Genomic DNA, 16393 nt, shown 5'->3' with positions numbered 1-16393 from the left:
ATATTATATTTTAAAATTTCTTTTCTATAGATTGGATAAGGTCGGCAAAGTAACGGCTTTTTTCCGGATATTTCAAACTTAATTTTTTATAAGTATCTATGGCTTTGTGATAAAGCATTTGCTCGATATAAATTTTAGCCAAAGTCTCCGAAACAAGGTCGTAATTGTCTTCTGCACTTTTCTTTGCCTTATTTTCGTTATCTATCTGTTCTGGCTTAGGCGGCTTGATTGTTGGATCTTCTTTTAAGAATTTCTCGATGATTTCGGCCCCCTTCGCATCTTTAATTTCGGCAGAAGGATATTCGGCTAAATGATCTGCTACCTCAAAAGGAGTCTGAATGTGAAAGATATGCTCCACATACTGCTGTTGAAACTCAGCTCTTTCTTGCTGTGGTTTATTTTGTGGCTGTAGTTTTGCCTTATCGGCACTAGGATGAGCATAGGGCTGAAAAATCTGTTCGTGCTCTTTACGCGTTTTAGCCAACCACCATAAAAACGTGTATGGAAGCTTATCGTCGTTATATTGTGAAACAAAATTCCTTTCGGGCTCGTCTGGCACTACCGTTTCGATTTCTGGGGCGGCTGCAACCACATCTGTGCTTAATTTCTGCTCAAAGGCAAAGAAATCAGTAGCAGCTACACTTTCGATAAAAGAATCGTCATCCGCAGGCAAGTCCATTAAATGGCTATCAATACCTGGCAGGTGGTTTGGTGTTTCTACGTTTATAGCTTGATTTGTGGATGATTGGGCATCATCTGCAAATTCACTTATTTCTTCAAAAACTTCGGGCTCGTCTTGTGTATATTCCGTAACGGCGACACTAATTTCAGCTTCCTGTTTTGCCTCGCCCACTGGAACCATATTTAGCACATGAAACAATACATGCCCTTGGCTATATAATGCAGCCTTTGGAATAAATGAGGCATTGGCTTTAGCCAAAAGTAGATGGATGGGCTGTGAATACGGAAATTGCTGAACCATTTCCCGCAACATGGATGCATGCTCTGGCCTAACCTTTCCAGGTTGCGCAAGTAAATCTGCCAGTAGCTTTTTGTTATCCATTATCGAGGTTTGCCGCTAAGTTAAAAAAATGTAGACGGGTTTTGAAAATTTTGTCTTTTAGAATCCTGCTTTTTACCACTGTGCAAATGCACGGTTAAAAATATCTTCCGATAATTGTTTGTTAATATTTTCGATAGCGCCAGGCAATAACGTTTGAATTGGTGCCCCATTGATTGGAAAATCAAAATATTTAGTAAAACTCTCTTCAAAACTTTCTTTTTCGTGTTCTTTTATATTGTTCTTATACTTTACCGAAACGGTTATGGTTAACCTATTTGCACCCGAAGTAGGTGTAGCACTATTTTGAAGCGCAACCGGTTTAATATCATAACCTGTTATTCTGCCTTCAAATGATGCATCACCTTCACCTGTAGGAGAAATAATCAATTTGGTCTGATTACGGATACGGCTTTTTAACGATTCGGTAATCTGGTTACTTAGTGTTGGTACCACTAAAGGCGCATTATTTTCAAATACCCGAACAACCACCGTTTTTAACCCTGTTGTTGATGCTCCGCTAAATTTATAAGAGCATGCGCTTGATATTGAAGCAAGAAGGATTAAAGCAAATATTTTTATCTTCATCAGTATTTAATTGTTTTTCAATGGTTATGGAAGCGATGAACTTATAAATTCAATTCTTTAATTTTTCTGTACAAAGTACGCTCTGAAATGCCCAATTCCTGCGCAGCAAACTTACGCTTGCCCTTGTGTTTTTTTAATGCCTTTTTAATCAGGTCTGATTCCTTATCTACTAACGACAAAGATTCTTCTACTTCCTCAGCCTCGTGCGCAAAATAATCAGCATTGTTATTGTTGTTAATGCTATTATTGCTTGGTGTAGGCTGCTGAATGGTAAAGGCATGCTCTTGCCCTGCCGGCAATTCTACATCACGGTACAGCTGATTGATATACTGTGGGTTATCTGCCAAAACGGTTGCGGTATTTCCACCGTGCTGAATAATTTCTGCAACTAGTTTTTTAAGCTCAACCATATCCTTTTTCATATCAAAAAGCACCTTGTACAAAATATCTCTTTCTGTAAAATCTTCTTTCGACTGTGCGTTAATCGCCATTGGCAAATTACTTCCGGCTTCGTTCGGGATATAGTTTAAAATAGCCTGCCCGCTTACATTTCGGTCTTTCTCTAATACACAGATCTGCTCGGCAATATTTTTTAACTGGCGAACATTACCCGGCCAGCTGTAATTGGTTAAGATCTGAATGGCATCTGGTTCGAGGTGTAATGCCGGACTACGGTATTTATCGCTAAAATCGGCAGCAAATTTTCTGAATAATAAATAAATATCTTCTTTACGCTCCTGCAAAGCCGGAATACGCAACGGAACGGTATTTAACCTGTAATATAAATCTTCGCGGAATTTCCCGTTCTTAACACGGTTATACACATCAACATTAGTGGCTGCAATAATACGAACATCTGTTTTCTGTACTTTAGACGAACCTACACGCAAGTATTCGCCACTTTCTAAAATACGAAGTAAACGTGCCTGTGTACCCAAAGGCAGCTCAGCAACCTCGTCTAAAAAAATGGTTCCACCGTTTGCCACTTCAAAATAACCTTTACGTGCTTCGTGTGCGCCTGTAAAAGATCCTTTCTCGTGACCAAACAGTTCAGAATCAATGGTTCCTTCGGGAATAGCCCCACAGTTTACAGCAATAAAAGCACCATGTTTACGGGCACTCATCTGATGGATAATTTGCGAGAACACTTCTTTACCACTACCACTTTCGCCTGTTATTAACACCGACATATCGGTTGGTGCTACCTGGCTTGCAATATCTATGGCACGATTAAGTAAAGGCGAATTACCAATAATACCGAAACGCTGTTTAATATTTTGTGTATCCATTTATGCTTTCTAAAGTTACGTCACACTGAACTTGTTTCAGTGTCTTTCAAATTAAGATGCTGAAACAAGTTCAGCATAACGGATTTTATGATACTATTTTACCAATTAATGTAGCCGATGTACATTTCTCGATAAATACATTTGCATACTGACCAGGTTTAACACCTTCTATAGCCGGAAAAATAGCCATCGCTCCGCTATCTCCTCTTCCGCAATAATCGAGATCAGATTTTTTTGAAGTGCCTTCAATCAAAACCCGTACGGTTTTACCCACCCATTCTTGCAAACGCATTAATGAATGTGCCTGTTGTTTAGCCAAAATCTCTGCTAAACGGCGTTTTTTTACTTCTTCAGGGATATCGTCTTCCAATTTACGGGCGGCTAAAGTTCCTGGTCTTTCAGAGTAGGTGAAGTTGTAAGCAAAATCATATTGCACATAATCCATCATACTCAGCGTTTCTTCATGTTCTTCCTCTGTTTCTGTACAGAAACCAGCAATGATATCGGTAGAAATTGCACAACCAGGAATTATGTTGCGGATGGCATCAATACGATTAATATACCATTCGCGGGTATAAGTCCTGTTCATTAACTCCAATATGCGGGTATTACCTGATTGAACTGGCAAGTGGATATAGTTACAAATGTTATCGTATTTAGCAATAGTATGTAAAACCTCGTCAGTAATATCTTTTGGATGCGAAGTAGAGAAACGTACCCTTAAATCTGGACTAACCAATGCTGTTTGCTCTAAAAGCTGCGCAAAGTTAACGGTTTCTGTTCCATCTTCCGATGTCCAGGTGTACGAATCTACGTTTTGGCCTAAAAGCGTCACCTCACGGTAACCAGCCTCAAATAAGCCTTTTGCTTCTTCTATAATAGAATGGGCGTCTCGGCTTCGTTCGCGGCCCCGGGTAAAAGGAACAACACAGAAAGAACACATGTTATTACAACCACGTGTAATAGAAATAAAAGCGGTTATTCCGTTGCTGTTTAACCGAACCGGACTGATATCAGCATAAGTTTCTTCGCGGGATAATAAAACATTAACTGCTTTATGTCCGCTTTCTACCTGCTCAATTAAGTTAGGCAGATCGCGGTAGGCATCGGGGCCTACTACTACATCAACCAAACGTTCTTCTTCCAAAAATTTAGATTTTAACCGCTCTGCCATGCAGCCCAAAACGCCAACAATTAATTTTGGGTTACGGCGCTTTTCTACACCGAATTGTGATAATCGGTTTCTAACCCTGGTTTCTGCGTTTTCGCGGATAGAGCAGGTATTAATGAAGATTACATCAGCCTGGTGATAATCCCCTGTGGTTTCAAATCCAGTTTCCGATAATATAGAGGCAACAATTTCACTATCAGCAAAATTCATTGCGCAACCATAACTTTCGATATATAATTTACGGGCATCGGCTTTAATCGGTGTATCTAAAATTAAAGCTTCACCTTGCCTGGCTTCATCATGCGTCTTATCCTGTACTTGTAAATCAATCATTATTTAAAAACATTTTGGGGATTGCAAAAATACATAAATAAAATTAAAAGTGACAAATTGACATATTTAGTTTAAATGTTTACAGTACGATTATGATTTTCGTCAATTGCGGGGAACAATCTTCTTATATACCGACGCTATGCTCCAAAACGATAACCGCTTTTTGGGAAATGAAAGCTTCGGTGCGAATGGCAGCCTGCAGTCCCGCCCCCGCTTCTGCCCCAATTGAAAAAATTGTGGCATCCCGCTAAGGTCGGGTTTAGGAACAAAGGACTGTACATGAAGCATACGAACACCATTAATTTTAGCACTCACCTGCCATCTAGCCCTTGGCGAAGCGGTACCCTGCAGGCCAGGAGGTACGACGGCCGAAGCGTACAAGCGAAGCAAAGGAACAAACACTGTTACTTACACTGCCCCTGCGCTCCAAAAAACATAACCACTTTTTTGGAAATGAAAGCTTTGGTGCGAATGGCAGCCTGTAGTCCCGCCCCCGCTTCTGCCCCAATTGAAAAAATTGTGGCATCCCGCTAAGGTCGGGTTTAGGAACAAAGGACTGTACATGAAGCATACGAACACCATTAATTTTAGCACTCACCTGCCATCTAGCCCTTGGCGAAGCGGTACCCTGCAGGCCCAGGAGGTACGACGACCGAAGCGTACAAGCGAAGCAAAGGAACAAACAATGTTAATAGCCCTGAACCCGCGCTCTTAAAAAACTTAACTATAAAACACTTAGCTATCCCCCCTCTTTGGTCTTTCTCCTTTAGTCTTTTAGCTTTCTATCAAAAAACCTTTCGCGTTCCCATCTGTTACCTATCGATAAGCCACATAAATAAATGACAGCGCAGCATAGAACTAAAATTTGGGCCTGGATAGGAAGTATATTCGGCATATTGATTTTAATTGTTGCATTTGGTGCTATGTTTTTAAGTGCCCGATGGAAACCTATACTGACAGAAAAAATTAAAGCCGGCGTTTACAATGGCTCCCACCATTTATATCGGATAGATTTTAAAAGTATTAACTTAAACATAATTACCGGAAGTTTGGCTTTACGTGATGTTACCTTAATTCCTGATACCTCGGTTTTTGATAGCCTAAAGAAAAAACAATTGGCTCCTGCCCATACTTTCGAGCTTAAATTAAAGAAACTACAGATTAGCCGTGTTGGAATATTAACGGCCTACTTTAAAAAACAGATAGATGTAAATGAAATCCTTTTACAGCAGCCCTCCATTAACATGTTTTTTAATAAGGTTGACAGGAAACCCGATACCATAAAAGACGAAAAATCGCTTTATGAGCAGGTTTCGAAAATCTTTAAATCAGTACATGTAAAAAGCATTAAAATTGTAGATGCCGATTTTGACTACATCAATAAAACCGCAGCAAAAAAAGTCAAAAACTCAATCAAACACCTCGATATTAACATTAATGATTTCTTGTTGGATTCGCTTTCAGGCAATGATACAACAAGGTTTTATTATATGAAAGATGCATCCTTTCAGATTGCGGGCTATAAATCGGTAACGAAAGATAAAATGTACGCCATGAAAGTTGATACCATTAGAGGTTCTACTGCATCAAAAAAAATAACGGTTAAGGGCTTTAAACTTACACCATTGTACGATGAACTTACTTTTGCAAGAAAATATAATATCCAGAAAGACCGATACAATTTAAGCTTTGATAAAATTGAATTTAACGGAGTCGATTTTATTGGTTTAAATACCGACCAAAAATTATACGCCGAATCTTTAAAAATTGGGCCCGCCAACGTTGAAGTTTTTATGAGCCGAGAATCGCCACCGCCACCAGGGTTTGATAAAGGCCGAAACTATCCCCATATGGCATTGAAAAGATTAAACATGCCTACCTTGATTGATACGGTAAAACTGAGAAACATTAATGTTAAATATGCTGAATTTAACCCTGCAAGTAAAAAAATTGGATCGGTTAACTTTAAAGCACTAACCGGAAACATTTTAAATGTAACCAACGATAGTTTACAATTGAGCAAAAAGAACCATGCCCTGGCAGATTTAAACACACTTTTAATGGGTACGGGAAAGCTGAATGTGAAAATCGATTTCAACCTTACCGATAATAATGCTGCATTTACCTACAGCGGAAACCTGGGGAAATTTGATCTAAAAAACTTAAACCCACTATCTAAAGCCCTGGGTTTAATAGAGATTGAAAGTGGCGAAGTGCAACATATCGATTTCGGTGCAACCGGAAACTTAAGATCTGCATCGGGCAAACTGAATATGCTGTACACAAACCTGAAAATAAAGCTCTTATCAGACAATATTGATGGAGAAGGGACCAAGAAAAAAGGATTTTTGTCTTTTTTGGCCAATACCGTATTAGTTAAAGATGAAAACCCGCAAAAAGGCAAAGCGCCAAGAACAGCAAGCATGACTAATACCAGGATTAATTCGGCCTCCTTTTTTAACCTGATGTGGAAAACCGTTTTTATGGGTATAAAGGACATTATAGGCCTTGGCATGGTACCTGAAAAGAATCCGGTAAAACAACAAAAAGTAATTGCAAAAAAAATAAGGGAACAAAAACGGGCAGACAGGAAAGCAGCACGAAAGGCCCGGAGAGAAAAAAACTGATTCTACATTTTTCAAATATATGTTTATAACCGTATATTGCTAATAAAACCACAACCTCTCATTGTTTTAATGCCTGATACCAAAAGATACCGTTATAAAGTTTTTAAATGGATTGCGTGTATATTACTCGGTGTTTTTATCGTACTTGCAGGTATAGCTTGGTTGTTAAATGTAAAATCTCGCCCTATTTTAACCGATAGGATCAAAACACTGCTTTATAAATCAACAGATAGTTTATATAGCATTAGTTTTACCAAGGTTTCTACCAACGTTTTTACGGGCAATGCCACCTTACAGAACGTAAAAATAACACCTGATACCAATCGGTTTAGGCAACTTATAGCCTTAAAAAGAGCGCCAAACAATTTATATACTGTTTCTTTAAAAAAACTGGTGGTTAAGCGCTTCCACCCATTAACCTTGTACCGCGAAAAAAAACTGCAATTAGAGGAAATCATATTTGATAAACCTGAGGTAACGATGGTTAATAAACAGTTCGATTTTAATGAAGGGCGTGCACCCAGACCAATTAAATCGCCTTACGATATCATTTCCAAAAACCTGAAAGAGTTTAGCATTAAAACCATCCGTTTTAAGGACGTAAGTTTTAAGTATGTGAATAAAAATGTTCCCAATTCAGTGCCTTTCGGTATTGACGACCTTAACATTACATTGACCGATTTGCTGGTTGATTCTACCTCTGCTGATGATCCTAAAAGATTTTATCTGCTTAAGGATATTGTGGTCAATCTGAATAACTATGTATACCGTACTCCAGACAAGATGTACGATGTCCAATTAGATAAACTGGATTTCAGGGCAACAACAGGTAAGCTAAGGATTAACAGTTTTGCTTTAGTACCCTTACACGATGAAATGAACTTTGGCAAAGTTGCCGGATATGCGAAAGAACGTTTCAGCATCAAGATGCACGACATTATGCTTAATGGAATCGACCTGCCATTATACATCAGCAAACAAGAACTTTGGGCAAAGGAAATGGCCATTACCAATGGTTTCGTTTCGGTATTTAACCACAATGGCCTCCCTAAAAAATCTCAGGAAAGCAAAATTGGAAAGTTTCCCCATCAGCTTTTGCAGCTTGTTCGTGCGCCTATTCTGGTCCAGAAAATACAGCTGAAAGATATAAATGTTAACTATTCGGTTTTTAATGTAGAAAGTAATCAAAGAGGTCGGATCAGCTTTGAAAATACCTCAGGAATTATAAAAAATGCAACCAACCTGGATAATATCAAGGCCATAAACCCGATAATGGAGGTTAACCTGAATACTTACCTATTTGGCCAGGGAAAGCTTGATGTGAACTTTATATTCGACCTTACGGCTAAAGATGGTAGATTTTCTTACAATGGAGTTTTACACAATTTTAACGCGCGGGTTTTAAATCAGATTACCAAACCACTTGGCTTGGTGCGCATTAACCGAGGGAATGTAGATAAATTGAAGTTTAATTTTAAAGCGAACGATTTAGGCGCCAAAGGAACGGTAGCATTCTCCTACTACGACCTTTCTGTTGCACTAATGAAAAACGACCCAGAAAAAGATCACCTGGTTACCCGCGGTTTTCTTTCTTTTCTAGCAAATGCTTTAATCATTAAATCAGAAAACCCAGGTGCAGATGGAAAACTGGTACCTGTAACCGTTAATTACAACAGGCCGGCAAATACATCTTTCTTCAACATGATCTGGAAGAGCCTTTTTACCGGCATAAAATATAGCATTGGCATTACCGAAGAAAAGCAGAACAAAGTACGTGAGCATATTGCAAAGTTTAAGGCCATGCGGGCCAATCACTTACAAAGGAAACAGAGGCGGTTAGAACGGCGGATAAAACGTGAAAGGGAACAAAATGAAAAGCGATAACATGTTGTAACCTTTTCTTATCTTTATTCTCTAAACCTTAAACTAAAATTATGATTATTGCCCTCGTTGTTATCGGATTTATATTTCTTATCGGGATTTTCTTTTACAACTCGCTCATCGGGAAGAAAAACCAGGTAACAAATGCCTTCTCTGCCATTGATGTAATGCTTAAAAAGCGGTTCGACCTTATTCCAAACCTTGTTGAAGTGGTAAAACAGTACACTACCTACGAGCAGGGAACCTTAACCAAAATAGTTGAACTGAGAGCTAAAGCAGGCTCACCAAACATCAGCAATGCAGAAAAAGCAGATTTGGATGCACAATTGGGCAGCAGCGTGAAAGGTTTAATGGTCAACATCGAAAATTACCCTGACTTAAAAGCCAATACCAATTTTATTAACCTGCAAACCACCTGGACCGAGAGCGAAGAACAGATTGCCGCTGCCAGAAGAACCTATAATGCCTCGGTAACCGATTATAATAATTCGATTATGATGTTCCCAGGCAGTTTATTTGCCGGAATGTTAAATTTCCAAGCTATTGCCGTTTTAGAAACCGCAGCTGAAGAGCGTAAAAATATTAGCGCAAAAGAACTCTTTAATAATTAATGTCGTTCGATATTGCAAATAATGTAGCCTTACAACAAGTTTTGGCTACAATGGAGATAGAACGCAAAAGAATTGCCACTACCCAAACCAAAGGCTACATTTTTATTGCCGCAGGCATTCTGCTGTGTATTCTAGGCTTCTTCCTTGGCTTTCCTATTCCTGGTGTAATTGGTGGTTTAATACCTCTTATTTATGGCGGTGTTTTGTTATTTAAAATCAACGATTCTTTAACAGCTTACCAAAATGCCTACAAAACCAATGTAATTGGCGCTGCCCTTAAATTTTTAGACGAAAGTTTATCGATTAATCCTTCTCAGGGAATCGAAGCTTCTGAGTTTATGTATACGCAGTTGTTTAGCAATGAGCCAGATCGTTATAAAACAGAGGATCTGGTAACTGGATGTGCAGATAAAACCCGGTTTTACTTTGCTGAGGTACATGCTGAATACAAAACAGTAACCCAAACCAAAGACGGAACCCGAACAGAGTGGCACGACATTTTTAAGGGCATTATCTTTGCTGCCGATTTTAATAAGAAATTTAATGGCGTAACCATTGTCAGACCAAAAGATTTCGGAGCAGCCTTTGGCGCATGGTTTTCTAAAAACCTGTTCTCCTTTGGTGGTAATGATGTAATCCAATTGGAGAATATAGAATTTGACAAGACCTTTGTAACTTATGGCTCTGATCAGGTAGAATCCAGATATATCCTTACACCTGCGATGATGGAACGCATACTAAACCTCAATCATCAAACAAAGTATAATATCAGTTTATCTTTTATCGAATCGAGGATGTACATTGCTTTCCCTTTGAACCGGAATTATTTTGAGGCGCCCGTTTTTAAATCATTGCTAAGTCCAGAAACGGTAAACGAAGATATTTCTACCATAAAATTTATGTATGATATTGTTAAGGAATTGGACCTGAATACAAGGATTTGGGGTAAGGAATAAGGCGTTTAACCGCAAAGGGCACTGCGTTTTTTCGCGGAGTTGGCAAAGGATATAAAAAGTTATTGCTTAGCGTCCTTTGCAATTTATCTTTGCACGCTTTCTGGTTAAATAGCGCCTAACTCAAATGTTTTTTTACAATTTCTTCGAGTGCAGCAATATCAAATGGTTTCGATAGGTAACTATCCGCACCAGCTTCATCGGCCAGCGAAGATATATCATTATTTGCGGAGAAATAAATTACTGGAATATGTTTTAAATCAGGATTGCTTTTTAAAGCTCTAGTTGCTTGTATCCCTCCCAAATCGGGTAACCAGTTATCCATAAAAATTAGATCAGGCATATATGCTGCAACCTGCTCTTCTATGTTGTTGGCATTTTCTGATGTTTTTATCTCATAACCCGCGTCTTCCAAAATAAATGTACAGAGATCAAGGATATCCCTATTATCATCAAAAACAAATACTTTTTTTGTAACTATCATATTAACCTCCGAAAAGCAATTAACCATTTAACTTATTTATATAATCAGCCATATCGTGGCTATCCAATATTACATGCGGCTCAACATTCAGAACCGCTTGTTGTGGCATATACGGCATTATGGCCGTATTTGGATTCTGTATAACTACCCTACCGCTATAATTGTTTACACTTTTTAACCCTTCTACTCCGTCGGCATTAGACCCTGAAAGCAAAATACAGACTAATTTTTCTTTAAAAACCTCAGCTGCTGACTGAAAGGTAACATCAATTGATGGTCGGGAGTAATTTACTTTTTCAGAATAATCTAAAGATATGCTTTGATCTTCCTCTATCAACATATGATAATCAGCAGGGGCGATAAAAACTTTGCCTGCATTTAAAAATTCCTTTTCTTCTGCTTCGCCAACTGTCAATGTCGTGCGCGATTTTAATAAATCGGTTAAAAGAGATTGATTACTGGCCTTACGGTGAACCACTAACAAAATAGGGAAGCTGATATCCTTTCTTAGGGCTGGAAAAATTTCGAGCAATACATCTAAACTACCGGCCGAACCGCCAATAATTAATGCACCACACGATATAGAATCTACAGTTTCCGCCATATTTTCTCCATTTTAACCCTTTTGTATTCTTTGGCTTTTGGCCAGAACTCCAAACTTTCTTTACTTCCTAAAGCAAGGTACCCCAATTTCTCGATGCTACTATCAAATAGGTTAAATACTTTATGCTGCAAATCTTTATCGAAATAAATTAATACATTTCTACATAAAATTAGCTGAAACTCATTAAAAGAATGATCAGAAACCAGGTTATGCGTAGAAAAGATCATCTTACTATTTAAGCTTTCATCGAATTTTGCCAAAGAGTAGTTCGCCGTGTAATAAGAAGAAAAATCTTTTAAACCACCCGATTGCAGGTAATTTTCGGAATACTGCTTTAAATAATTTAAGGGGAACATGCCTTTTTTTGCTTTATCTAAAACAGATGGATTAATATCTGTGGCATAAATAAGCGATTTATTGAGCAAATTAAGTTCTTTTAAAACAATGGCAAGCGAATAAGCCTCTTCTCCGGTAGAACAGCCCGCCACCCAAATCCGGATAAACGGATAAGTGCCCAGCACAGGAAGTACATCATTCCGCAAAGATTTATAAAAAGATGGATCCCGGAACATTTCGGTAACATTAACCGTAATTTCCTCTAAAAACCGCTTAAAATATTGCTTATCTGTCCTAACCGTATAGCGAAATTCGGCAAAACTCACAAAATTATCTAGTCCGTAAAGGCGTATAATCCTTCTTTTTATCGATGCGTGAGAGTATTCCAGAAAATCATAACCATGAGTTTCTAGAACATCATTCAACAGGAGTTCTACCTGTTCATTATCTATCGCATCACTTATCACCTGCTATTTTGTAAAATTTTCTATTTGTGTTAATAACTCATCAACATTTATCGGCTTTGAAATATAGCCCGATGCTCCTGCACTTAAGCAACGTTCCTTATCGCCAACCATAGCCTGGGCGGTTACGGCTAACACGGGTATATCCTGCATTTTAGCCGATTTCTTCATTACTGCAATCGCTTGATAACCGTCCATATCCGGCATCATCATATCCATTAAAACAATGGCAACATTATCCTGCTTTTCTAGAATAGAAAAACCGTCTTTGGCACTTAAAGCAGATAAACAATCAAAACCTTTGGCCTTTAAAACAGCTTTTAAAGCAAAAATGTTTCGGTTATCATCATCAATTATGAGAATTAATTTTTGAGGCATAAAATAAAAAATGGTTTATGATTTATGGTGATTTTCGTACAACCATACTCTTAATAATGATATCAGTTGATCCATATCTACGGGTTTACTAATGTAATCAGATGCACCCGCAGCAATGCACTTTTCGCGATCGCCCATCATGGCTTTTGCAGTAACGGCTAAAATGGGCAGGTTTCGATATTTAACATCCTGCCTGATGGCTGTTGTAGTTTCGTAACCGTCTAATTCTGGCATCATCATATCCATTAAAACAACATCAATGCCAGGGTTTTCATTTAATAATTTAAGGGCTTCTTTACCATCAGTGGCCGCTACAACTTTCATCTGGTGCTGCTCTAACATTTTAGTTAGCGAAAAGATATTTCGCACATCATCATCAGCTACCAAAACGGTTTTACCAACCAGTACATCCTGCAATTCGGAAAACTTTTTAGGTGTTTTTATTTTTTCCTTGCTTTTTTCTTCTACCAGGTGAAGGAACAGGCCTGCTTCATCCAGAATGCGTTGATAAGAATGTGCCGTTTTTACCACGATGGAGTCGGCATATTGTTTAATCCGGTTTTCTTCTCCTTTTGAAAGGTTTTTACCAGTAAAAATAATAATTGGTAAATTCTCTAAACCCGGCGTTTTCTTTACCACTTCCAGCGTTTCGTAAGCATGTTTGTCGGGAATGCCCATATCCAAAATCACACAATTAACCTCTGGTTTATGTAAGGCAGAAACACTTTCATTTACCTGATTAACAATTTCTGTCTGAATATTAAAATTGCTCAAAAAATAACTTAACGCCTTGGCATGCTGCTCATTTTCTTCTACAATAAGTACCTTTTTAGGGTGTCGGCTTAAGGCATTTTCTAGTTTTGAAAATATCTCCTGCATGTGTTCAAAAGCAAAAGGCTTGTTTATAAAGTCTACCGCACCTTTTAATAAACTTTCTTTCTTAACCTGTAAAGAAGACATAATGTGCACCGGAATCGGGCGAGTTGAAGGGTCTGACTTCAGCTCTTCCATTACCTGCCATCCATCTTTAACAGGTAATTGGATATCGAGTAAAATGGCAAGTGGCTTAAAGGTTTTCGCCATTTCTATACCTGCATCGCCACGAACGGCAACCAAACCTTTATAGTTTCTTTTCCTAGTAAAATCTAAAAGTGTTTTAGCAAAAGGGGTATCATCTTCAACAATTAAAATCACCTTATCATCAGGCTGAATATTATCTCGGTCATCTTCAACCTCTTGCGGAATATTATCTACGGTTAAATGGCTTACTTTTTTTACCGGGGGCTCCAAAGCGATTATCGGTTGGTCTACACTCGGCACAACACCATCAAAGCCTTTATTTCTATCAATGGGTAAAGTAAGCGTAAAAATACTTCCTTCGCCTTCTGTACTTTTTAAATCAATATACCCGCCCAATAGTTTGGCCAGCTCTCTACTAATTGAAAGCCCAAGGCCTGTGCCACCAAACTTGCGGCGTGTAGAGCCATCTGCCTGCTGAAAGGCTTCGAATACCATACCCTGCTTTTCTGGTGCTATACCTACTCCCGTATCGGTAACTTTAAATACCAATGCACCTAACTTTTCATTTTTAGTAATATTTAAGGTTACAGCACCTACAGCAGTAAATTTAATGGCATTTGATAGCAGGTTTTTAATGATCTGCTCTAAGCGCATTTTATCGGTATGAAAAAACTCTGGAACTTCTGGCGATTTTTCGATAACAAAGTTTAAGTTCTTATCTTTAGCTAAAGGGTTAAACAGCGAACGCATGTTGAAAATGACCTCATCAACCTTAATATTTGTTCTATCGAGTTCCATTTTGCCAGCCTCAATTTTAGAAAGGTCTAAAATTTCGTCAATTAAGCTTAAAAGACCCTGGCCTGAACTTTGAATAACCTCTGCATATTCCTGATGCTCCCGATCCATAGCCTCATTTTCGGCCATTAACCTCGACAATAACAATATCGAGTTGAGCGGTGTTCTTAACTCGTGCGACATATTGGCCAAAAACTCTGACTTATACCTTGTACTCAATTCTAAAGCTTCAGCCTTTTGCTGAATCTCTATATTACGTTCTTCTATCAGTTCATTTTTTTCTTCCAATAAGCTGCTTCTTTCCTCCAGTTCCTGGTTACTTTGCAACAGTTCTTCTTGCTGCACGCGTAATTCTTCTTCGCTGGCCTGCAGTTTTTGTGCCTGCGCTTCAAGCTCTGCATTTAAACCTTCTAACTCACTGTGCTGAACCTGCAATTCTTCTGATTGTGCCTGGGTTTCTTCCAACAACTGCTGTAGCTTTTGCCTGTTCTGCGCGCCCAATAAAGCGGTGCCCACGTCAGATGAAACCAAGTTTAAAAAGTGCAATTGCAGATCGCTGTATTTACCAATAGTACCTAGTTCTAAACCGCCAATTGAAATTTCATTTCTAATTATTGGTAACACAATTACCTGTGCAGGCTTAATATTCCCGGTAGCATGTGTAATGGTTAGTTCGTTCTGCGGAACATCATCCAATAATATTGGCTTTCCTGATTTAACCGCCTGGCCAATTAAGCCCTGGCCAAGTTCTATGGTTTGGAGTAGATTTTGTCCCCGTAAAGCATATTGCCCCTTTAAATGCAGATATCCATCATCTTTAAATAAATAAATGGCACCTACCTGGCTCTTGGTATAATTAGCCAAAAATGCTATAATATCTTCTGCCAGATGGAAAACGTCTTTTTCACCAACCATTTTCACGTTTAGGTTAGCTACGCCGGTTTGCAACCATTCGTTCTCTTCTAAAGTATCAAAAGATTTTTTCAATGATGATGACATTGTATTTAGCGAATCAGAAAGTTCGCCAATATCATCCTCGGTTTGACTATCGAGTTTTACGCCATAGTTACCATTAGAAATTTGATAGGCAATTTCTTTAATAGCAGCTATACGTTTCTCCATCTCTGATTTTTTATCTTCAATTTCTTGTTGAAGTTTAACACGTTCATCGAAATCAATTGATACCCTCCGGTAAAAAAACAAAGTAATCAGAATAGCAAGGAGCGCCGCAATTAAAATCAGGATCGGGGTATAAGATGTAAGTTTATTTAATTCGTTGGTTCTTTCTTCAAGTAATCTTTTCTCTTCAACCACCATTTTGCTTACAATTTCCCTAGCCTCATCCATATAAAGTTTGCCCTGAAACAAAACAGTTGGATCAATAACACCGCCCAAAGTTTTAATCTCTATGGTCGATTTAATGATATCCATTCTTTTAAAAAGAATATTTTTAAGTGCCGCTACATTTTTTTGCTGAAAGGCATTATCCTTGGTATCGAGTTCAACTTTTTTGAGTATTAAAGCGGCCGAATCGCTGGCACCGTAATAAGGCGTTAAAAACACCTTGTTTCCTGTTAATAAAAAGCCCCGCTGACCAGTTTCGGCATCCTTTAAATAGGATATAATGTTCTCCGCATTTAATATCACTTCATCACTTTTTTTTACCAGTTCGGTACTTTTAATAAGGTTGCCGATACTGATGTAAGAGGCCAGCGAACTGATAAATAGAATAATTAGCGATAAGCCAAGGCCTAAACGTAAATTATTTTTAAGAGTTGTTTTCATTAATATGGATTAAG

At 38.4% G+C, this 16393-nt stretch carries 13 protein-coding genes; 4 read left to right on the top strand and 9 right to left on the bottom strand.

The window, feature by feature from the left end; translation table 11 throughout:
* Window positions 1-10 precede the first annotated feature (10 nt).
* From HDC90_RS09535 to miaB, 4 genes are all read right to left on the bottom strand, one after another.
* A complete protein-coding gene (locus HDC90_RS09535) occupies window positions 11-1063 on the bottom strand; it encodes a hypothetical protein (RefSeq protein ID WP_184465732.1) in 1053 nt (350 codons plus the stop codon).
* A 72-nt stretch (window positions 1064-1135) separates the two neighbouring features.
* Window positions 1136-1648 carry an LptE family protein gene (locus tag HDC90_RS09530; RefSeq protein ID WP_184465730.1) on the bottom strand — a complete coding sequence of 171 codons (513 nt, stop codon included), beginning with the start codon at window positions 1646-1648 and terminating at the stop codon, window positions 1136-1138.
* A 41-nt stretch (window positions 1649-1689) separates the two neighbouring features.
* Window positions 1690-2937 (bottom strand): sigma 54-interacting transcriptional regulator, encoded by a 1248-nt coding sequence (locus HDC90_RS09525; protein WP_184465727.1) that lies wholly within the window; start codon window positions 2935-2937, stop codon window positions 1690-1692.
* An 85-nt stretch (window positions 2938-3022) separates the two neighbouring features.
* Window positions 3023-4441: a tRNA (N6-isopentenyl adenosine(37)-C2)-methylthiotransferase MiaB gene (gene miaB / locus HDC90_RS09520; protein WP_184465725.1), complete on the bottom strand. Its 1419-nt coding sequence runs from the start codon at window positions 4439-4441 to the stop codon at window positions 3023-3025.
* Window positions 4442-5280: 839 nt separating this feature from the next.
* Between miaB and HDC90_RS09515 the strand changes: the two genes are divergently transcribed.
* From HDC90_RS09515 to HDC90_RS09500, 4 genes are all read left to right on the top strand, one after another.
* Complete coding sequence (locus HDC90_RS09515; RefSeq protein ID WP_184465723.1) at window positions 5281-7068, top strand: DUF748 domain-containing protein; 1788 nt, start codon at window positions 5281-5283, stop codon at window positions 7066-7068.
* A gap of 69 nt (window positions 7069-7137) precedes the next feature.
* Window positions 7138-8952: a hypothetical protein gene (locus HDC90_RS09510; protein WP_184465722.1), complete on the top strand. Its 1815-nt coding sequence runs from the start codon at window positions 7138-7140 to the stop codon at window positions 8950-8952.
* A gap of 50 nt (window positions 8953-9002) precedes the next feature.
* A complete protein-coding gene (locus tag HDC90_RS09505; RefSeq protein ID WP_184465721.1) occupies window positions 9003-9560 on the top strand; it encodes a LemA family protein in 558 nt (185 codons plus the stop codon).
* Window positions 9560-10516: a DUF3137 domain-containing protein gene (locus HDC90_RS09500; protein WP_184465720.1), complete on the top strand. Its 957-nt coding sequence runs from the start codon at window positions 9560-9562 to the stop codon at window positions 10514-10516. The genes HDC90_RS09505 and HDC90_RS09500 overlap by 1 nt, the downstream gene beginning before the upstream one ends.
* Before the next feature lie 115 nt (window positions 10517-10631).
* Here the strand turns inward: HDC90_RS09500 and HDC90_RS09495 are convergent, their stop codons facing one another.
* The 5 genes from HDC90_RS09495 to HDC90_RS09475 are packed head-to-tail and all read right to left on the bottom strand — an operon-like array spanning window position 10632 to window position 16379.
* Entirely contained in the window at window positions 10632-10997 is a 366-nt protein-coding gene (locus tag HDC90_RS09495) for a response regulator (RefSeq protein WP_184465719.1), read from the bottom strand.
* A 19-nt stretch (window positions 10998-11016) separates the two neighbouring features.
* The gene (locus HDC90_RS09490) at window positions 11017-11601 is read right to left on the bottom strand and encodes a chemotaxis protein CheB (RefSeq protein ID WP_184465718.1); all 585 of its coding nucleotides are present in this window, start codon (window positions 11599-11601) and stop codon (window positions 11017-11019) included.
* Entirely contained in the window at window positions 11586-12404 is an 819-nt protein-coding gene (locus HDC90_RS09485) for a protein-glutamate O-methyltransferase CheR (RefSeq protein ID WP_184465717.1), read from the bottom strand. Before HDC90_RS09485 ends, HDC90_RS09490 begins: the two co-directional genes overlap by 16 nt.
* Window positions 12405-12407: 3 nt before the next feature.
* On the bottom strand, window positions 12408-12779 hold the full coding sequence (locus HDC90_RS09480) for a two-component system response regulator (protein ID WP_184465716.1): 372 nt from the start codon (window positions 12777-12779) through the stop codon (window positions 12408-12410).
* A gap of 15 nt (window positions 12780-12794) precedes the next feature.
* A complete protein-coding gene (locus tag HDC90_RS09475; RefSeq protein WP_184465715.1) occupies window positions 12795-16379 on the bottom strand; it encodes a response regulator in 3585 nt (1194 codons plus the stop codon).
* Window positions 16380-16393: the final 14 nt, after the last annotated feature.

The organism is Pedobacter sp. AK013 (assembly GCF_014205835.1).
GTDB lineage: Bacteria > Bacteroidota > Bacteroidia > Sphingobacteriales > Sphingobacteriaceae > Pedobacter.
This window is presented reverse-complemented; position numbering and strand designations above follow the sequence as displayed.